Origin of the sequence: Paenibacillus taichungensis (assembly GCF_050994985.1) — a bacterium.
GTDB lineage: Bacteria > Bacillota > Bacilli > Paenibacillales > Paenibacillaceae > Paenibacillus > Paenibacillus taichungensis.
Genome location: NZ_CP194720.1, coordinates 779,246 through 799,273 on the forward strand (window position 1 = coordinate 779,246; position 20,028 = coordinate 799,273).

Below are 20,028 nucleotides of genomic sequence, written 5' to 3' on the forward strand. Positions count from 1 at the left end.
AGAAAGGAGCCCTATCAATGGAACACACGGTTCACAAATCTTTCTCTTTCGGTAAGTTTCTGGTTGTATGGTTTGGTCAGCTGATCTCCATGATCGGAATTGGTCTCACGGCCTTCTCACTGGGGGTATATGCTTTTGAAAAGACCAATACGGCAACAAGTGTTGCACTCATTACCCTGTTTACATTTCTGCCCAACATTTTGCTTCGGCCGATTGGAGGTGTCTTGGCAGATAGATTTGACCGCAGAACGATGATGATCATTGGTGATTTGGGTTCGGCTGCCGGTCTCGTTTTTATTCTGACCATCATGCTTACGGGTGATATTCAGTTATGGCATATCTATGTTGGGGTAGCATTCAGTTCTGTGTTTTCGGCACTGCAAAGTCCGGCATACAAGGCTTCCGCCACCGATCTGCTGGACAAAGACCAATTCTCCAAAGGAAGCGGACTTGTGCAGCTGGCCGAATCCTCCAAATTTTTATTTTCACCCCTTATCGCGGGCATTCTGCTCAGTATTACAACCATTGAAGTCATACTGGTCATTAATATTGCAACATTCCTGATCGCTATTCTGGCTGTGTTGGTTATACGGAAGAGCATGAAGGTGGAGCGCGAGGAAAAGGAAGATCAAAACTGGATGACGGATATTCAGGAGGGATGGCGCGAGGTTGTAACCAATAAGGGAGTGCTGCTGCTGGTCATTATTATCTCTCTGGTTACCTTCTACCTCGGATTCCTGGAGACGCTGATTGGCCCAATGCTCTTGTCTTTCACGGATGCCAAAACACTTGGAACATTTCAGTCAGTTAGCGCTATTGGTATGCTGATCAGCAGTTTATGTATCGGCATATTCACGATGACGAAGAAATACGCCAGTGTGCTGGTGATGGGTTTGATCATGTGCGGACTGTCCTTCTCACTACTTGGGGTCTCCACGAACATTTATTTTATCATCTTCGCTGGCTTCCTGTTCCTCTCTTCACTTCCGTTTGTCAACATGAGTGCGGATGTGTTGGTGCGTAATAACATTGCCAACGAGAAGCAGGGCAGGGTCTGGGGCATCATCGGTATTCTGTCACAGCTCGGCTTCATCATCGCGTACAGTTTGGCCGGATTTCTGGCCGATCACGTGTTCAACCCGCTCATGATGGAGGGAGGGGCACTTGCATCTTCCTTGGGGCAAATCATTGGAACCGGGCCGGGCAGAGGTATTGCCTTACTGTTTATCATTGCAGGTCTATTCGTGATCCTGATCGCCATCATTACATCTCGTCTGAAAATGATCAAGACACTGGAGCAAAGCAGCGATATTTCATCTCCTCCCGATGTAGGTGGATTGGCACACGATTAGGGAAAATAATGCATCAGAACTGATTATGTTAACAGGAAACGAGAACGGAACAAATTGCCAAGGGGTGTTCTCACAGTGGGAGAACACCCTAACAAGTTTAGTGAAATATTACCGTTTAACGATGTACCGAATAGAGGCGCCTGATAAAATGAATCATGCTATCGTTCGATGGTTCAAGCAAACCAAGCTAAAGTTGTTAGATTATTATTCATTGAGTGGTGCGCCGTTTTAAATCTTTCAACGAAATCGATCCTGCCAGTTTATCAATAAAGTGTTGGACCAGAGTTCGCGAAGTTCCTTTATCCCATGATTGGTTACTTATGTAGTATATCGCCGCTTTTGTTTAATTAACGATTAGATTACCGTAACTTTCCATGGATTGGTAACGTTTAGAATGTGAATAGCACGGAAATGTGGCTAAAGCTAATAAAGAATGCGGAGTGAACAGTTATGAAAATGTACTCTAAGGGCGCCTTAATATCGGGTTTCGTAGTTTTTATCCTTAGTGTTTCAGGCGGTCTCATGGTATCCCAGAATACAAGTGCTAAAAATACGATTATTCCAAGTCATATCACGGCTATCAACTATTTTGAAAATGAATTTGGACTGACATTCGGTAGGATTGAAGATTTCAAATCCGTTGAAATACTACCCGACTTAATCTATGCAGGAAGTGTAGACGGCATTGCTGGATATGTCATGAAAACAGATTATCTTAGTGAAACTACACGGATTGCCCCGCTTTTTGATGTTGACGGGAAAACCATCATTGGTTCTATTTTTGTTGGTGGTAAGAAAACGAATTATCCTAAAAATCGTAATGGGCAAACTTACGGTTCTGCCGTTGAGGCTACTTCTCCAGAAACAGAACCTCAACTAATTGAGGCTATTGGTGTGGATGGTACAGAAGGATATGTACTGAAAAAGGACCTGGATGGCGAGCAACCAAGTACACCTGAAGAAGCCATTGCACTACAGAACAGTAGAGCAGCGGATGGCCGTGATATTCCGCTGTATGATCTGGATGGTGAAAACGTGATTGGTGTGTTTCATGTTGGGGGAAAGTAATCAAAACCGTAGAAAGAACTATTACTCAAATCAATCAATATTTTACAGATTATTCCATTATTCATCATCTTGAAGTTGCTGTTGGTGGAATTAGAATCGTGAAAAAAGAACTGCCAGAACATCAAGGAAAAGGGGGTGCTCAAAAAGTCTTTACAATGGTTGAGCAGATATATGATGATGCAAAGTCATGGAAATCGGGTACCATCTTACAAGAAAAAGGAAACTGTTATTTATATGAAAAGATAGGCTATAAAAACACGGGTGCAAGAAAAGTAATTAACGACAAAATGACAATGGTATTTTATGAAAATCAACAAGAAGTTTATCATAGACTTTCTATTAGAAGATGAAATCCTACTCATAACGACTGATTCAACTAACAGGAAACGATAACCTCAATAAAAAGAAGGAGGCAGCCGATCCACGTGTGATCGGCTGCCTTTGTTCAATTAACTCAGGTTAGTTCATAATTGCAAGTGCACTCGCATTTTAGAGATTAATACTTAAATTGGATTGTCAAACGCTCTAACTGCTGTGACATATCCGACAAGGTTGTGGCTAAGCTCGTAATTTGCTCCATTGAAGCCAGTTGTTCTTCTGAAGATGCAGCTATATTTTGTGAGTTGTCTGCAGCTTGAAGCGCAAGATTGGAGACTTGCTCTTGACCCGCTGTTATTTCCTGGACACTTGCAGTTATCTGCTGTGTAACACTGGCGAGTTCTTCCGTTTGTTGTGCGATAAAGTTTGTGGACCCCACAATTTTGTTGAACTGTTGTTCTGTCTCACTAGCAATCTGTATACCGGAGTCGACGTCCTGTTTAACTCGTTCCAACGTTTTAAGAGATTGCTCTATATCTGTACGCATATCATGAATCAACGTGGAAATCTGCCCGGATGACTGATTCGATTGTTCAGCAAGTTTCCTCACTTCAGCAGCAACTACGGAGAAACCGCGGCCTTCTTCTCCTGCACGGGCAGCCTCAATCGAAGCATTTAAAGCCAGAAGGTTAGTCTGCTTTGCGATATCCGTAATGGCATGTAGCATCGTACCGATCTGCTGGCTGCGTTCATCAAGCATCCTCATTACTACATCGGTTTCATTAACGGAATGGTTAATCAGGTTCATTTGCTTCGTCGTGTGCTCTATGGCAGTACTACCTATATTCGCTAATTCCATCGCATCAACAGAAGAATCAGCAATAGTTGATGAGCTTTCCGCTATTCGCTGGATACCAATTGATATTTCCTCGAGTGAGTTGGTTGTCCTTTGAAGCATCATTTGTTGCTCCTGTGCGCCGACTGCGGATTCTTGGATCGAAATGGTGATATTCTCAGTTGCTTGACTGGTGTGCTCTGCTCCAAGGGTCAATTCTTTGGAGGATGAAGCTACCTGCTTTGTGGAGAGGTCGACTTGTCTAATAAGATATCTTATGTTTTTAATCATTTCATTAAAGTCTTTAGACAGCTCACCTATTTCATCTTTGGACTTCATTTTGACTTCTTCAACGGTTAGATCACCGTCCGCAACGGACTTCAGACGTTTGGCGATCTTAAGGATAGGCTTCGTTAGACGCCCTGAGACGATGCTGACGATAACTGATCCGAGAACTACTGCAACTGCCGTAACTATTATTACAAGATAAAGAACTTGCGTTGCACCGCTGTTGAACTCACTTAAATATGCACCTGAACCGATGATCCAGCCCCAATGTGGATCCATTTCAACATATGAAACTTTCGTTTCTATTTCACCTGTATCAGGTAGAGCCCACTTATAGGTGACAAATCCCCCTCCGGCTGATCCAACCTTAACAAGCTCTTTCCCCAAATACACGCCATCTTCCGTTACGACATCTGTCAAATCTTGACCTTCATTTGAAGGATTCATCACGGAATGAGCACTCTTATCAACTGCCCATGGATATCCTGTTTTCCCTACAGTATATTCACTTTTTACAGGCCGCTTATTTTCTGCATTTTTTTCACCGAGCAGTTCGACGCGGAGTTTTTCCTGTGCTTGCTCCAATGTTAAATCTCCGCTCTCTACTTGCTCATTGAGGATGCTAATCATGCCAATAACCATATTCACACTATTTTCAAGTGCTGCCTTGCCTGATTCATTCATTTCATTTTTCGAAACCGTATACGAAGTGAACCCTATCACAATCGTGGGCACAATTAGTATAGCCAAGCATAGAGTGACTAACTTTGTTCTCAAAGATCTCATTTTTAGTATGGATACAATCTTTGTTTTCACTGTATTTCCCCCTCAACACAACAATTTACAGCTCCCATAACTTTAATAGTTAAAATTTAAAATAAAAGTCTGTACATAATATATCGAAAAAATATACTGTAAAATGAAGTCCTCGAGCTATGCCTTTCCTCTTATCTGAATCCACTTGAACTACTAAAAACATTACGACTGGGAGTTTGTGTTAGTTTTTGGTTTTTGTATAGAAATGCTGTTAATGGACTACGCTTAAGGTTAGATGTGATCTTATGAAGGAGGTCATTGTTTTTTGAAATTTGAACTAGGACGTTGCTTACTGAATGAACGATTGATGGAATCCGGAAAGTCAGCGGAATGGCTGGCAAAGGAATTGCTTATTAAACCAGAACGAGTTTACGATTTTATCGAAAACAAAAGAGTGATGCCGCTCAAAATTGCCATCTCGATCGCTGATTCCATCGGTTGTGATGTTCGTGCCTTGTATGAGTTAATTCCGAATGATTATGAATTAATGGGAGATTAATGAAATAAGTGGTAGGTTATGTTAAAGATAAAAATGTGCTTCATAAAATTTGGAGGAAATGCCCTTGCCTAAATGGATTGTTTCATTGATTTGTGTCTTTACGCTTTCTGTTGGAATCAACAATGACCTACTCATCGCATCAGCTCAACCTACGCAAGCTTTTTCAAATGTAGATTTGGACAAGCTGCAAACTGCTGCGGATTTCAAACTCTTTACGCCGTCTTACTTGGTTGAAAACTATAAATTACAAATTAAGGAACCATACCCGTTTGATCTTAGACAATCAGTTTCAAAAGTTAGACTTCATTTTTTTGATGAATCAGGACAGACATATTTGTTTGGAATTGAAGAACATAAGGCGGGTGGATATAAAGTAAACCGAGTTGTCACTAACGTCGATGTTCGTAACCAATCAAGTACAACAAGAACTATAGTCGAGGATTTTAAATTTAATGAACGTGGAGAGAAAATGAACATTAATGGAATCGAAGGGCGATTTGAACCATGGGCTAACCATATATCAGGAGGATACTTACGATGGGTACAAAATGATACTTTCATTGAAATGGATAGCAAAGAATTAACTAAAGAGGAAATGATCGCGTTAGCAAAATCAATGAGATGATTCAGTAATTCAAATTAACGGAAAACGAAAGCAATTAAGGCTGCCAGCTTACATGGGAGCCTATTTTATTTGACTTTTAGTAGACCACGAAAGCGGAATGACTTGTATTCTTGAAATTAAGCAACAAATTCATTATAAATCCGTTGTAGTATGAGAGAGGTGATATGATGTGACAAAAATGAGTAGTTGGATCTTAATGTTGGTATTAGTGGTACCCATGATATTTGCTGGGTGTTCATTAACAGAAAAAAATGAAGAAATTGTGACTCAAAGTGTAGTAGTAACTGATTTTGTTCTCGAAGTAACAACGCCAACTATTATAGTTACTGGTGAAGCAATAAAAGTAAAAGGGACTCTTAAATATACTGGTATTCAACCCGTTGAAGTTTCCCATGGAAAACCAATCATTCGTTTTTACTTTTCGGGTAGTAACGAGGAGCGTAATTATAAGGATATGGCATATTTAACTGAGTTTAAGTCAGGTCAACTAGTTGAGGTTGAAGATGAATTTATAGTAACAAAAAAAGGGAAACAAAAACTTCTTGTAAATATTGATGGGGATATCTCATTAACAATGAATCCAATTGAAATTCTTGTTAAATAATCTTAGTTGAATTCAACTAACGGGCAGGTTAGTTTTAATTTGAGGTATCGCTGCACGGAATCAATAGAACGAGCTATGTGGTAAAATATAGGAGGAGTACTATTCGAAAAATGAGGAGGCAACAAATACATAATGGTCAATGACCTATACCGAAAAATTGGTCCCTTGTTTATAAAGAAAAATCTAGTTCAGTTAGCATTTCAGTTTTTTATTTCTGCGTTAATCGGAGTTATATATACATTTATGATCATTGATGAAACAATAGGTGGCTATATTAATAAAGTATTACCCAGTAAGGATGGACCAGATTTTTATCATTATCTGCCCGTTGTGATCACTGTGTTAATTTACTCGTGTTTCATTCAAAGAAAAGAAAGAATTTTTATAGAAAAAATTTCATTCAGTTGTCTTCATATTTTGATTGCAATACTAAGCTGTATTTCTTCTCTTATCGTTATAATGATGGTTCAATTCCCATTGATGAATTAATACATCATTACGCTTACGGAAAAGGTTGTTGAATAAAAACAAGAAAGCAGCCGATTTATGTTGAACTGTACCTCCTATTGTCAGATGATATCTAACTATTGGGTTGCAGTTCATGTGATTGGCTGCTTTTATTCAGCTAACGGGCAGGTTAGTGTAATTCTTACGTCGAATAAATCTACTATTTGAGCGGGCACTTATACTAAAGGGCAGAATACCACGAAGCTTAGGAGGAGTAGGAAGATGATTCGGGGTGTAATTATTGAAGGGATGTCTACTGTAGGAAAAACATCATTATTTTCTGCTATAAAGAGATTACATAGTCAAACACCGAATAATGAAAAAACTATAATTGCAATAAGTGAACACTATTCACAAGTATTACATTCACACCAAGGTGTTTTAAGATCCATGGATAAGGATGAACATATTTCACTTCTAAGTCGACATGTTGATTATCTTGAACAACAATTCGATTGGATTAACTTTCTTGGTCATTCCAAACCATCCAAAGGTATATTTTTTCTTTTAGAGAGGTTTCATGTAAATCATAGAGTCGCATTTAAAGCCTCTCCTGAGATTGAGTTGCTTGAGAACCGTCTATCCATGATGAATGCACATTGTGTACTCTTAACCTTGACCCCGGATGCTGTTGAGTCTAGGTATATTGAAAGTCGCGGTGAAGCTTGGAAGTCATATGTTATGGGGGATTCTAGTACTCCCCAAGTATGTGAAACGTTTTTAGATAATCAAGAAAATCTTCGAATGGCTACGAAACAATCATTGATTCCAACTATAGAGATTAACACAGATAAAGCGGATTGGGATGCTTATGCGAAACAAGTCCTTACGGATTTAGGTTAAACGATGGCGTTCAACCAAGACGCTATGGCATCCAGACAGAGATCAGTTAAATCGAATGAAAAGCTTCATTGATGAAACGAGCGGAAGACAACATGTTTAAGTAATCGATGAGACCAGGAGGGGAATTCGAAATGAAGACGATCAAGTGTATGATGGAACACCTGTACTGGGCAGACGGACGTATCCTGGACGCGCTCGAAGAGAGTGGGACGAAGAACAAGGACCTTCTGAAACTGGCTCGGCATGTTGCGGTCGCAGAACGAGTCTGGCTGTCCCGATTGCAGGGCAAGGGCAGCGCGCAATATTCGTTATGGGAAGAAGCGGAAGACCTGACGGCGCTCCGGACGATGTTCGAAGAAAATGCAGAGCAATATCGCGTCTATATCGAAGGGCTTGAGGAATCTGAGTTGGACGAAATGATCGAATACGCGAATCAGAGTGGGGTTTCATTCCGAACATCCGTCCGGGACATCCTGTTGCAGGTTCTCTTACATGGGCAATATCACCGGGGACAGATCAACCGGGCACTTCGGATCGAATCGGCAGAGCCTGTCCAAGTCGATTACATCACATTCGCGAGGCTCTAACGGGCAGGATAGCGTGGTGTATGGAGGACTGAATATTCATAGATAGGTTTCTTAATAAGAGGAAAAGAAACCTATCCCAGGGATAACCGAATGAAAATTAAGAAAAAAGAGATTTCAATTAATCATTAAACTCTACAAACACATGCATATACTTATCTAATCCTGGAAGACCGGTTGTTTCTTTGATATCCAAAAACTTAAGTTTTTCTTCCCAGTCCACTCTTTCTTGGTCGGACTCATCAGCAGCTACTTCAAAAATATATGCTAGAACAAAGGCATTGATACTCGATTCTCCCTTTTTCAATTGTACCCAATCTTGCGGAAGAGCTACTTGGTTCTTACCCACTGCGATGCTTTTACCAGAAAAATTAAGAATCAATTCCTGTCCTTGATTTTTAATCGTAGTTACTTTGTTCTTTCCATCCCATTTAATTGTTGCTCCGGATGCTTTAAAGACATCCTTCACTGGAACATAAATGGAGTTATACGTCGTTGTAGTCAACTTGTGGTCCTTTGTGATATTTAACAAGACCTTCTTTAATGAAGGATTATACACATTCGCCGCACGTTCCTTAAAAGGTAGATCCAATAAGGATTGATCTAATGCAGATGCAACCGACGATACACTTACAACTAAACTTAACATCAACAATAGAGAAACTAATCGCTTCATCTTGATTCCTCCTTAAGTATTGTTATTCACGTAACATAAACGCTACAAGACAGGAAAATGTTTCCTTTAAAATCCATTTGTATGAAAAGGGAGGTTAGGCATGGAAATTAAGATACGAGAAATTGTAGCGAATGATTATACTGAAGTTGTTTTTTTATGGAACGATGTGCTTGAGATTCGCAATGTTGATGATGAAAACTTCCGGGTTACTATAGAAAAAATGAATGAGGATGGGAATTACAAAACATTTGTTGCATTATTTGAAAATGATGTGGTTGGTTTTGTAACTATAGTTCAGGCATTGTCCATAGGGGTTGCGATTGGTTATTTACATATACAAGCTCTGGCCGTTAAAAAGGAATTTCAGCATCGTGGGGTAGGTACACAACTATTAAGACACACTGAAAATTATGCTAAAGAACTCGGAATATCTAGTATTATTTTATGCAGCGGATTCAAGCGAACGGACGCCCATGCTTTCTATGAGCATAATGGCTATGACAAAGATTCATACTGCTTTGATAAGCTTATTAACCTTGGCTAGTAAGTAATAATTGAATCAAACTAATCAATATTTCCTTTACTTGAGAGGGGATTGAGACGTATAATCCGTTCAGACATCAGAGCAAGAAGAGGGGAAAAATGATTATGAATAACGGGTTAGTCAACGCTATTATTGCGTATATCATGTGGGGGGTTCTCCCGCTTTATTGGAAGTTGTTTAGCGAAGTTCCGGCAGGCGAGATTCTGTCGCATCGTGTTGTATGGTCATTCGTTTTTATGGGTATTCTGGTCGCTGCCCAGCGCCGCTGGGGTGACATAAAGCGGATTGCAACTAACCGCTCGCTTCTTCTGTCCCTCACCGCCAGTGGAATGCTGATTGCAGTTAATTGGCTTATCTTCATCTGGGCGGTCAACAACGGCCATGTCGTAGAGACAAGCCTTGGCTATTATTTGAATCCGTTGCTGAACGTCCTGTTAGCGGTTCTCTTCCTTCGTGAGAAGCCAAACCGCGGGCAATGGCTCGCGATTGCCATCGCTGGCGCAGCGGTGCTTATCATCGCGATTGACTATGGACGGTTTCCGTGGGTCGCGATCTCGCTGGCTGCGTCATTTGGCTTGTACGGCCTGGCGAAGAAAAAGATCAAGCAAGACGCTTCTATAGGTTTATTCTCGGAGACGGCTGTAGTCCTGCCTGTCGCTCTCGGCTACTGGATCTATTTGGCCGTTGTGGGAAAAACGACGGCATGGACGCTGCCTGCGCCTACGTTCATTGAATTGCTTCTTTCCGGCGTTGTCACGGCGCTGCCGCTGCTCTTTTTTGCGCGAGCAGCCGCCCGGATGTCACTGTCAACGCTCGGCTTCGTTCAATATATCGGGCCGACGATCATGTTGTTACTGAGCATATTCGTATTCAAGGAATCGGTCTCGCCGGTTCTGCTCGTTGGCTTTGCGCTCATCTGGACAGCGCTCGTCGTGTACGCTACAGCATCGATTCGCGGCACAAAACTCGCGAAGGCGAGCTGATGGCACAGACCCCGTATCATCAAAATGGCTCTTTCCGTCCGATAAGGCGGAAAGAGCCATTTTTTGTTTGTGGTGTTATCTGACACTTTGAACAAGAGCCGAAAGGCACCTATAAGTTGATAAGAAAGATTTTTAATCCTCTGAAAAAGCTTCCATTTATAGTATGATAAGACTATCGCTAGCTTCTTCAAACATGGCCTGTATTATCTCTGCGGCTATCGGGCAAAGGCCATATCGAATGATCACGAAGACCATCCTATAGATAAAGATAAGGAGACCAAATATGACCGTAACTTCGATTATCGAACAAATCCGTATTATCGAATACGATCCCTCCTACGCTGCCGCAGTCGCTGATATGTGGAACCGCAGTAACGAAAGTTGGGGAGGTGGCACCAACCAGAGAACGGAGGATACCGTTCGCCGGGAGATGGAGACTTCGTCCAATCTTCATGTATTTCTGGCCGTTCATAAGAAAGAGGTTGTTGGCTTCTGTAGTTTTGCCCACTACCGCTATGACGAGAATGCCCTGTATGTACCGCTGTTGAATGTGCGCCCCGATTATCACGGCTACAAGGTCGGACGTAATCTGATCCTGAATGCCGTTCGCAAGACCGTGGAAGCGGGATGGCCTCGCCTGGATCTGTTTACATGGGCAGGTAACACCAAGGCTGTACCGATGTACAAGAAATGCGGGTTCTTCTGGGAGAAAAAGGATGAAAATGTGCATCTGATGAACTTCATCCCGACCATCTTGCAGACGGAAGCACTTGCTCCTTATTTTGAGGACCTGGATTGGTACGCAGATAGCACCCGTGAACTCGTCATCGAGCCGGATGGCCGACGGGAGCGTGGTTTCGATTTCTTTGATTATTCTTGGAAAAAGGGAGATATCTCCTTGCGAGCCGAATTCGAGAAATCGGGTCGCGGGCTGACAGCTCTCGAAACACCGGAGTACGAAATTACCACAGAGATCGACGATCATGATCTCGTATTTGGTTCCACATACAAGGTTCGCTACCGAATCACGAACCGCTCAGCATCCGAGCTGAAGTTCGAGATCAAGGGTCAGGACAACAAAAATATTCGTTTTACGCTGGACGTTGCAAGAGCGGTTGCTCCGGGAGAAACGGTAATCGTGGAGGGCGAATTCCACCTTGATCCGGTTCAAGAGGAGCAGAGTCAGAATAAGACCCATCCCGTTGTCACAAGCACATGGCTGATTGGTGGCAGAAAAGCCGAGTTTCGTATGGGCGTTGCCCCGAAATTCCCGGCCAAGATCAACACGGCGTTGCCCGTGAAAGAGCTCTATACAAGCGTTCCTACTGAGCTATACCTGAACGTGGAGAATAATTTTGATGCCGAAGCAGTGTTCACTTTTGACTTGCCAGAAGAAGAATTCCTGGAGTGGGCAGAACGTTCGGTGAGCCTTACGGTCCCTGCAAAAGGCAAAGCATCTGTACCGGTAGCTTTCACCTTGCGTTCGTATGGTCTCTATTCGCAGGAAGTAGAGGTAACAGCTGTTCCGACGGATAGACAAGAGGTATCTTTTACAACCAAGCTGTCTGTTCTAATGAAGGGAACACAAGGACGTTACGGTGGGGAAAACGGGGAACAGTGGGTGGCCGTGAACGGTGCATTCTCCCTCCATATGAGCAAGCAAGAGAACAACATGTGGATTGAATATCCTGGCTCCGTCCACACGTTCTGGTGGACCTATCCGAAGCTGGGTAAGCCATTTGCAGAAGAGTTTTCCAAGAAACAAGCCAAGGAAGTCAACATCTATCCGGAGGGAGAAAACCAGGTTCTCGAAGCACTGTATGAATCGGAAGATTTCCCAGGTATAGAGATCAAGTCCGTGGTCAAACTGTCTGCTCACGGAATTGCGGAGTTTTACCACGAAATTGGGAATACTCGCAGCGCAGAACTGGAAGAGAATATGTTCTTGATGACGAACTTTGGTTTCTTCGGCAACCGGCTTATTCTCCCGTACCAAGGCCGTTATGTAGACATGGGCGATGCGTACTCTGGCGATCCGAGTCACTGGGACAGCGCCCAAATTACAGAGAACTGGCTGTTCTGCAAGGAAGAGTATGGTGCTTGCGGTATCTATTGGGACCCTTCGCTGAAGCTGCTTCGTCCGGAACACACGCTGGGGTTACAGTATGAGCTAGGCCGGATTCCAGCAGGAGCCGTTGTGCAAACAAAGGCGACCGTATTTGCTCTGAATACCTTTGCCAAATGGCAGGATTTCCGATCATTCGCTCAAAAACGGCATAGCCCGGTTGTACCGAAGCTGGACAACCATCTTGAGCTGGCATTGGGTGGTGGCAATCCGTTTGCCCAGGATGTGCTGACAGCAGAACTGATTGAACGGAAGATGGTCCCACTCGCTGGAAACCTGGAACTGTACGTGCAGAATGGTGGCACACCAGAGCATTTAGCTGCTGATATGGAATTAAATCGAGAGCAGGATCTGCGCTCTGCTAAATTGCAGTTCTCCCCTGCGGAAAAGGATGAGACAGGAGAGAGCGAATTTGGCTGGAAGGTTCGGGCCGTATATCGAGGCGAGGATCGGATTCATGAACGTACAGCCCTCTGGTATCCGCAGACAGGAACAGCCGTTGATTGCGTGATTGAAGAAGGTCCAGCAGGTCCTGTGTACACGGTGAGCAACGGAGTTCTTTCGATGGCAGCTGCCCCTGGTTTCGGAAGTGTCGTGCATTCTTTGAAGTACCAGGGTGAAGAATGGCTGGACAGCACGTATCCGGAAGCAGCCCCGCGTTCCTGGTGGAATCCGTGGTACGGCGGACTTGGTGTAGGTATCCCAGGTATGAACGGTTTCAGCCGTCAGTTGGAACAAAGAAGCGCGGCATGGACGGAGCGAAAGGATGAATTCGGTAACGTCTGGAAAGGAATTCAGATCACAACCCGCATCGAGAAGCATGAAGCGAATCGGGGAATCACGGTACAGCAGCATTACCTCATGCTGCCCGGCGTTCCAGTTCTCTGTGAGTTGCACTCGGTTAAGAATGAAAGCGGATTGGCGCTGGATTACTCGCTAGCCGAGGAACATTTCTTCAAACCATCGTCAGTCTTTGCTGATGGTTGGCTGGAACACCCAGAGCAAGGGCGGTATCCTCTAGGAAAGGTAGACGGATATCTTCAGTCCAAGGGTTTCTTGCGAATGGGAGCAGTTTCGCGTAAAGACATGCTGCATGCAGTGAATCGTTACCCTAATCAGAATGCTGCGGGGTTTGTGAACAATGTGGTGCTTGGTCACAATGTGTATCACAATCTGCCACTGATGAACGGGGAAACGGTCTGGACAGAGCCGACCTATCTGATTTTGGGGCAAACTCCTCTGAATCCAGAGGATGTACGAGGCCTTCTGCAGCTAAACTTTGCAACTTCAAAAGGTGAAAAGGAGGCTTAACATGCCGATTATTGATATTCACATTCATCTGTCGGACATCGACAGCTTTCATCGAACGGCAATAGATTTATCGAAAGTGGATTATTCTGCCGCTGGCCTCAAGGCGGAGTTTGATAAGAACGACGTGATTCTTGGCATCGGAATGGGGGTTACGGAGCAGACAAAGGGAGCATTCCCGGATTCCAGTTCTCCCAACCCGATGGGACTTGATTTGGAAGAAACGGTTCCTTCATTCCTCATGGAATGCGTCGGCATTAATCCAAACCACCTTGGTGGTGATAACGCTCAGGCCGAGCTGGACCGGATTGAAGCACGATTGCAAGCTCCTGAGGTAGCCGGAATTAAACTATATGCGGGGTACTATCATCACTACGTGTATGACAAAATCTACACACCGGTCTATGAACTCGCAGCAAAGTATAACGTGCCGGTGGTCATTCATACGGGGGATACATACTCGATGAATGGATTGCTCAAATATGCACATCCGCTGACCGTGGACGAATTAGCTTTTCAACAGCGCGGTGTGAATTTTATGATCTGTCATTTGGGTGATCCTTGGGTGATGGATGCCGCTGAAGTCGTGGCGAAAAATCCGAACGTTTACGCAGATTTGTCAGGCCTTGTTGTCGGTGATCGGCCCCATTTTGAACGGTTTATGAGCGAACCCTTGTTCATGGATCATTTCCGCCGGGCGCTTGTGTATTCGGATCATTACGAGAAAATGCTGTTCGGAACCGACTGGCCGCTCGCGCCGATCGATCTGTATGCAGAATTCGTCCGTCGACTTGTGCCAGAGCAGCATCATGAGAAGGTATTCTACGAGAATGCTTTTGGTTTATTTCCGCGCATTAAACAGCGAATTGCAGATCTGGGTTAAGCACCAGTTCATAATTGTTTGTGAAAAATGTATGCCATGTAGGTCAGGGAAGCATATGATGTTCATACTGAATCCCTATAATGTAAGCTCCTGTCACTTCTGGTGGCAGGAGCTTTTTTTCGGCAAAATAGTGAATTCATCTTATGCTTGACCTGGAATAAGGAGGGGATTAGGAGAACAAAGGTTGAGTTACCATCTTCATATACTTTTTTAAGTCGTCTTTTGCATATGAGTGTTGTTCCCATACCCCAAGGTTCCAACTCATATAGCGGATGCCAAGGTATCGGGATGCCCGGGAGAAATACTTTTCGAATTGATCTTGTGGAATATCGTATCCGTGGGAACTTAGGGCCTCCCGATAGATGTCTACTTGTTTTAAGTGGCTACAGCGTAAAGGAATATCAAAGAACAGGGAGCCATACCTTGCTTCCTCCTAATCGATATAGATATGATCAATTTTACAGCGCGGCGTGTTTTGACCCAAACTAAAAAACGCCACAATCGGGGAAGTGACGTTTGGATATATGGATTACTGGCTTATATAGTGTTTAAGGAGAAATTAATTTATTTTTATGGGATTCGTTAGAAGTATAAAATTATTAATGAAGCCCTCTTTTTGAAGAAATATGGCTTCCACTTGTTGCGTTTTCAAATCATAGAAATAAATTCCTCGTTCCTGATTCACGTTTGCTTTTGTATTTTCTCCGAGGAAATAGAAACCCTGCCCGTCTTTGGACAAAAACAATCCACTCCTCGCTTTAATGGGAAGATCAATTTCGTTTCTTTCTCCTGTTTTAATATTAACCATACTATATTTAATTGGATTCTTGTTGATATGTTTTGCAGTGGCAATAAGAATTTGGTCTCCCCTTGTTGATAAAGTTAAAATTTGTTCCTCCTCTAGTTCAATAACCTTGCGTGTCTGTTTAGAGATTGGATCTATCTCAATGATCGTATGGTTTGGAGGGACCATCGGTGTTTGCGCCTTATTGGACTGCTCCATATGAATATACTGCTCTTCTTCAGAATATTGGATGGCATAGGTTTTACTCGTTTCCGGGTTAAACGAAATCTCCCATGTAGTTGTATCCAAATCATCGTCATTCAAGATGTTCATCTCTTGTGTTTTCTGATCAAAGAAAATGACTTTGACAGGACGCTCTCCCTTTTTAACAGCAGCCATAACCAAAGTATGATCAACGGTATCTGGAATAATTGAATTAATTGCAAATAAGCCTGTGCTTAATTGTTGAGTCTTTTGTGCCTGAATATCATAGGAAAACAACTCGTCACCCTTATCTTTTCCAACTCCTGAATAATAGATGGTGTCATTTGCTAAGGAAGCTACAGTTAAGGGATATTGTGAGGTATAAGGTAAATCAGATAGTTTAGTTAGAGCCTTCGTTTGGAGGTCGTATGTGTATACTCTCATGATCATACCATCATCGGTATCTGTTCCATTAACATATTCCGTGTTTGTAATTGAGAGATATTCATATGCTTCTTCTTCTGGACCACACCCTGCAATGAAGAGAAGTAAAGTTATTACGACTGCAATAAATTGGTTGGGTAAGATTGTTCTTTTCATTATCTTTGCACCCTTTTCACTAAAAGAAACGATAGATGAATTCAAAGTGAATTATACCTTTATTTTACAAATGGAGTAAATGAAAAAAATATAATACTAGTTACATATAGTTCTATTTTTATTTAGATGAATATGAGTTTTAAAAAAACATTTTTAGTGCAAACGTTTTTCCTGCTGAATAATTGATTGATATCTACCGATATAAAGTTAACCCATACAATATTGGACACAATCAAGGATGAAATGGAAGGTGGATTCATTTGGTATTCGCGAAGGCGAGAGAACGCATGATCAACATGTCGTTCAGAGTCAAATTGCCGCTAATGATCAGTTTACTGGTAACCCTCGTATTGGCGGTAACTGCGGTATTATCTTACACTGTAGCAGCAGTGATTACCCTCGACAAAAGCAAGGATGAGATTAAAGCAACCTCTGACCGGATTGGTGCGGGCTTGTTCACCTCATTAACGTTGGAAGAACAGTCCACATTTCTAATTACAACGCATCGCACATTCCAGGACCTGCTGGAGATTCGAAATAGCGAAGGACAGAATGATGATGTCTTTTTCTCGGAAAATAGTGAACTCGTGGATAAAGCCAATGGGATATTGGCAGACAGCCTCGCAGGGATGGAAGGCAACAGCAATATCATATTGCTGGACCGGAAAGGCATCGTCGTTGCAGCGAACGATCCTGAAGCCCTCGGGGGAGAACGTGCAGATCGAGCGTATTTTCAACAGGCGGTTCAAGGCCAGAATGTAATTAGTGAAGGGGTTATCTCCAAGTCACTGGGTACGCTGGGTACCGCTTTTGCAATGCCGATCTACGATGAAAACAAACAAGTGGAGGGCGTACTCGTATCTACCGCATCAACCTCGTTCTTCGTTGACCAGCTTCAGAATATCAACATTAATGAAGAGGGAAAAGTCATTATTCTGGACCGCGTAGGCACGGTAATGTTCAATTCGGCGGATGAGAAGATGGCGGGGCAGAAGCTTGAGTCTGGTGAATATCAGTCACTGATTGATCTGCCTTCTAATGAGCAACTGCAACAAGGTGATGTTAGCACAAAGGACAAAGTAATCTTTTATTCCAAAATTCCAAGATCAGATTGGACCATCATTGTTGAAGATAAACTAAGTGATGTGCAGAAGCCATTAGAGAAAATGGCGAAACAGATGTATATCGTCCTGTTCAGCGCAATTGCGGTGTCTATCATCGCAGGAATACTGATCTCCTTACTGGTTACCAAACCCATTACAAGACTGACAGCATTGTTCAGACAACTTGCAGACGGGGATCTGACGGTGCAGGCTAAGGGCAAATATAGCGGAGAATTCAAACAACTGGTGGACAGCTTTAACACGATGGCGGCGGGCAACCAACAGCTGATTTCCAGCATGAATCATTCCATCAGCGTGCTGAAAACAAGTACAACTGAACTGGATCACTCCACTCAGCAAACCTCGACTTCTATTGCCGAAACCACGACAACGGCGTTTGAAATTTCACGAGCGATGGAATCTCAGGCCAATGATACGGAAGCGATCGTGGATAAATTCATGAACGTGGGCAATAAAATTGAGAACGTCAATGAGATGTCACAGTCGGTGAAGCTCAAGGCAGATGAGATCACGGATGCATTCAAGAGCAACCATGAGGTCATTGATGCGTTGATTGCAGTGAATGAACAGAACGAGGCTGAAGTAAACAATATTTCCAAGATTACAGTGCAGCTCGCTGAAAGCTCCTCTGGCATTCACCAAATTACAGGTACGATAACCGAGATTGCGAATCAAACGAAGCTGCTTGCACTCAATGCCTTTATTGAAGCCGCTAGGGCAGGCGAGCATGGGCGTGGCTTCGCCGTAGTTGCATCGGAGATCCGCAAACTGGCGGAGCAGACCACAGCCCAGTCGGAGGATATCAGCCGGATTGTGATGCAGACGATTGATCATGTCGAGCAGAATAACCGGAGCGTACAAGCCATTGAGGCGATTGCTGAACAGCATAAGAGCAGTGTAGGCCAGACCAAAGAAACGTTCAATTTTGTCACTCAAAATATGAATGAAATGATGGACCAGGTTCAGGCCATTGCCTCTGAGATAGAATCCATTGAACGCGATAAGGATGACGTGATTGGAGCTGCACAGAACTTATCTGCTTCGGGTGAAGAAGTGTCTGCATCCGTGGAGGAAGTAACCGCGACGATGGAGGAACAGTCAGGCATGACCGAGCATCTGTCAGAGATGGTACAGACCATCGATGGATTGACCAAACAGCTTGCCGAAGCATCATCCCGGTTCAAAACAAAGTAAATAAACGCATGAGGTCATTTGACGAGATCGGATGTAAAAACCGTAACGATTCTGGTTCAGTTCAAACCAGAATACAATTCTACCTCCAAGCCTGTTTAGTTAAGGGCGAGGAGGTTTTATTTTTTTATAGAATAGAGGCCCAATGACATCAATAGGAAATATTATGTGAAAAGTGAGGTTAACAACGAAACATTTACTGTTATATCTACGTCTAAATAGGAAAGTATTGTAAATTTAGAGTGAGAAGGTGGGGAACTTGATGCAAACAAGAAGAAAAGTATTCATTGGTTTCATCGCATGTCTCTTATTCATTCCTTCATTAGCTTCAGCTCAAGAAGCTCAACTGAGGGCACCCGTGGTCAAAGCAGTGAAAGTGAAAAAAAACTGCCCTTTAACTAAGGTGAAAAGTGAGAAACAAAAAGAAGATGGAGATAGAATCGTGAAAGACATAGTGATTCTTGAACCGCTTCAAACGCTCATAGACGAATATAAACTGAATAAAACAGAAGAAAAGATCGAAGTGAGTATTATGCTTAGATATGATCTGAACATCTCCAAACAAAAATTTTTGAAAACGAAATTCTCTGCGTTCAAGGACGCTGTCACCGACAAGGAGGGATTCGGAGGATATAGTTTTTTTGCCAAGTTGACGATCACCGAAATAGAGGAAGTGAGTACATGGGATGCAATCTCTACCATTTCACTCCCATCGGACACGGTGTCCATCTATTAATTAAGTTAAGAAGCCCTTATTACGCTGATTCTAGAGGGATTTGGCGGAGTTAAGGGCTTCTTTTATGATTTTTCAGAACTATAGGAGCGCAGCATATATCCAGTTCCTCTGACAGAGATAATAAATCGTGGCTTTCTTGGATGGTCCTCAATTTTATTACGAACTCGGTTTATGTATACATAGAGCAGATGAAGATCTATATTTTCCTCTGAGAGCCACATGAACTTATAAATCGAAAGCAAGGGGACTGTTTCATCAAGGTTATAAGCGAGACGTTGGAGAAGACGGAGTTCTAGTCTGGAAAGGGAGAAAGGAAGACCGTTTTTCATGAGAATAGATTGATCGATATCAATATAACAGTGATTATCAAGGATTATGGGCTTGGTCGATAAAATATCCATTGTTCACCTCGTTATAATATATAAACATTATTTTCCATAAGTGTATTATAGATGATAGATTTTGGATTGGAAAGACCTTGTTTGACGAATTTTAGGAAGGGTATGTAGAATTGTTGATAACCTAAACAAA

Annotated in this window: 18 protein-coding genes; 14 read left to right on the forward strand and 4 right to left on the reverse strand. The window is 42.8% G+C overall.

The window, feature by feature from the left end:
* Positions 1 to 17 precede the first annotated feature (17 nt).
* The 3 genes from ACR1R9_RS03590 (at position 18) to ACR1R9_RS03600 (ending at position 2,770) form a co-directional block, all read left to right on the forward strand.
* Positions 18 to 1,352: an MFS transporter gene (locus ACR1R9_RS03590; protein WP_433921729.1), complete on the forward strand. Its 1,335-nt coding sequence runs from the start codon at positions 18 to 20 to the stop codon at positions 1,350 to 1,352.
* Between the two features lie 450 nt (positions 1,353 to 1,802).
* Positions 1,803 to 2,420, forward strand: a complete 618-nt coding sequence (locus ACR1R9_RS03595; protein ID WP_433921728.1) for a hypothetical protein — start codon at positions 1,803 to 1,805, stop codon at positions 2,418 to 2,420.
* A 98-nt stretch (positions 2,421 to 2,518) separates the two neighbouring features.
* The gene (locus ACR1R9_RS03600; protein WP_433921727.1) at positions 2,519 to 2,770 is read left to right on the forward strand and encodes a GNAT family acetyltransferase; all 252 of its coding nucleotides are present in this window, start codon (positions 2,519 to 2,521) and stop codon (positions 2,768 to 2,770) included.
* A 146-nt stretch (positions 2,771 to 2,916) separates the two neighbouring features.
* On the opposite strand, the gene ACR1R9_RS03605 is transcribed toward ACR1R9_RS03600, so the two are convergent.
* The gene (locus tag ACR1R9_RS03605) at positions 2,917 to 4,677 is read right to left on the reverse strand and encodes a methyl-accepting chemotaxis protein (RefSeq protein WP_326066070.1); all 1,761 of its coding nucleotides are present in this window, start codon (positions 4,675 to 4,677) and stop codon (positions 2,917 to 2,919) included.
* Between the two features lie 265 nt (positions 4,678 to 4,942).
* Here ACR1R9_RS03605 and ACR1R9_RS03610 point away from each other — a divergent pair, with 265 nt between their 5' ends.
* The 5 genes from ACR1R9_RS03610 to ACR1R9_RS03630 all read left to right on the forward strand — a co-directional run bounded on the left by ACR1R9_RS03610 (position 4,943) and on the right by ACR1R9_RS03630 (position 8,342).
* Positions 4,943 to 5,176 (forward strand): transcriptional regulator, encoded by a 234-nt coding sequence (locus ACR1R9_RS03610; RefSeq protein ID WP_076287899.1) that lies wholly within the window; start codon positions 4,943 to 4,945, stop codon positions 5,174 to 5,176.
* Positions 5,177 to 5,240: 64 nt separating this feature from the next.
* Complete coding sequence (locus ACR1R9_RS03615; protein WP_433921726.1) at positions 5,241 to 5,801, forward strand: hypothetical protein; 561 nt, start codon at positions 5,241 to 5,243, stop codon at positions 5,799 to 5,801.
* Between the two features lie 178 nt (positions 5,802 to 5,979).
* Complete coding sequence (locus ACR1R9_RS03620) at positions 5,980 to 6,405, forward strand: hypothetical protein (protein ID WP_433956417.1); 426 nt, start codon at positions 5,980 to 5,982, stop codon at positions 6,403 to 6,405.
* A gap of 729 nt (positions 6,406 to 7,134) precedes the next feature.
* Positions 7,135 to 7,755, forward strand: a complete 621-nt coding sequence (locus tag ACR1R9_RS03625; protein ID WP_433921724.1) for a hypothetical protein — start codon at positions 7,135 to 7,137, stop codon at positions 7,753 to 7,755.
* A gap of 131 nt (positions 7,756 to 7,886) precedes the next feature.
* Positions 7,887 to 8,342, forward strand: coding sequence for a DinB family protein (locus ACR1R9_RS03630; protein ID WP_433921723.1), 456 nt, complete (start codon positions 7,887 to 7,889; stop codon positions 8,340 to 8,342).
* A gap of 118 nt (positions 8,343 to 8,460) precedes the next feature.
* Here ACR1R9_RS03630 and ACR1R9_RS03635 read toward each other — a convergent pair whose 3' ends face one another.
* Positions 8,461 to 9,015, reverse strand: a complete 555-nt coding sequence (locus ACR1R9_RS03635; protein ID WP_433921722.1) for a stalk domain-containing protein — start codon at positions 9,013 to 9,015, stop codon at positions 8,461 to 8,463.
* Positions 9,016 to 9,115: 100 nt separating this feature from the next.
* Between ACR1R9_RS03635 and ACR1R9_RS03640 the strand changes: the two genes are divergently transcribed.
* From ACR1R9_RS03640 to ACR1R9_RS03655, 4 genes are all read left to right on the forward strand, one after another.
* Positions 9,116 to 9,559, forward strand: coding sequence for a GNAT family N-acetyltransferase (locus tag ACR1R9_RS03640; protein WP_326066063.1), 444 nt, complete (start codon positions 9,116 to 9,118; stop codon positions 9,557 to 9,559).
* Between the two features lie 104 nt (positions 9,560 to 9,663).
* Positions 9,664 to 10,542, forward strand: coding sequence for an EamA family transporter RarD (rarD, locus tag ACR1R9_RS03645; RefSeq protein WP_064640718.1), 879 nt, complete (start codon positions 9,664 to 9,666; stop codon positions 10,540 to 10,542).
* 283 nt (positions 10,543 to 10,825) lie between these two features.
* Positions 10,826 to 13,978, forward strand: coding sequence for a GNAT family N-acetyltransferase (locus tag ACR1R9_RS03650; protein WP_433921721.1), 3,153 nt, complete (start codon positions 10,826 to 10,828; stop codon positions 13,976 to 13,978).
* Between the two features lies 1 nt (position 13,979).
* Entirely contained in the window at positions 13,980 to 14,858 is an 879-nt protein-coding gene (locus tag ACR1R9_RS03655) for an amidohydrolase family protein (RefSeq protein ID WP_076287908.1), read from the forward strand.
* Positions 14,859 to 15,417: 559 nt separating this feature from the next.
* On the opposite strand, the gene ACR1R9_RS03660 is transcribed toward ACR1R9_RS03655, so the two are convergent.
* The gene (locus ACR1R9_RS03660) at positions 15,418 to 16,446 is read right to left on the reverse strand and encodes a hypothetical protein (RefSeq protein ID WP_433921720.1); all 1,029 of its coding nucleotides are present in this window, start codon (positions 16,444 to 16,446) and stop codon (positions 15,418 to 15,420) included.
* A gap of 260 nt (positions 16,447 to 16,706) precedes the next feature.
* Between ACR1R9_RS03660 and ACR1R9_RS03665 the strand changes: the two genes are divergently transcribed.
* Positions 16,707 to 18,764, forward strand: a complete 2,058-nt coding sequence (locus ACR1R9_RS03665) for a methyl-accepting chemotaxis protein (protein WP_433921719.1) — start codon at positions 16,707 to 16,709, stop codon at positions 18,762 to 18,764.
* A gap of 259 nt (positions 18,765 to 19,023) precedes the next feature.
* The gene (locus ACR1R9_RS03670; protein ID WP_433921718.1) at positions 19,024 to 19,497 is read left to right on the forward strand and encodes a hypothetical protein; all 474 of its coding nucleotides are present in this window, start codon (positions 19,024 to 19,026) and stop codon (positions 19,495 to 19,497) included.
* 62 nt (positions 19,498 to 19,559) lie between these two features.
* Here the strand turns inward: ACR1R9_RS03670 and ACR1R9_RS03675 are convergent, their stop codons facing one another.
* Positions 19,560 to 19,898: a winged helix-turn-helix domain-containing protein gene (locus ACR1R9_RS03675; RefSeq protein WP_433956418.1), complete on the reverse strand. Its 339-nt coding sequence runs from the start codon at positions 19,896 to 19,898 to the stop codon at positions 19,560 to 19,562.
* Between the last annotated feature and the right edge of the window lie 130 nt (positions 19,899 to 20,028).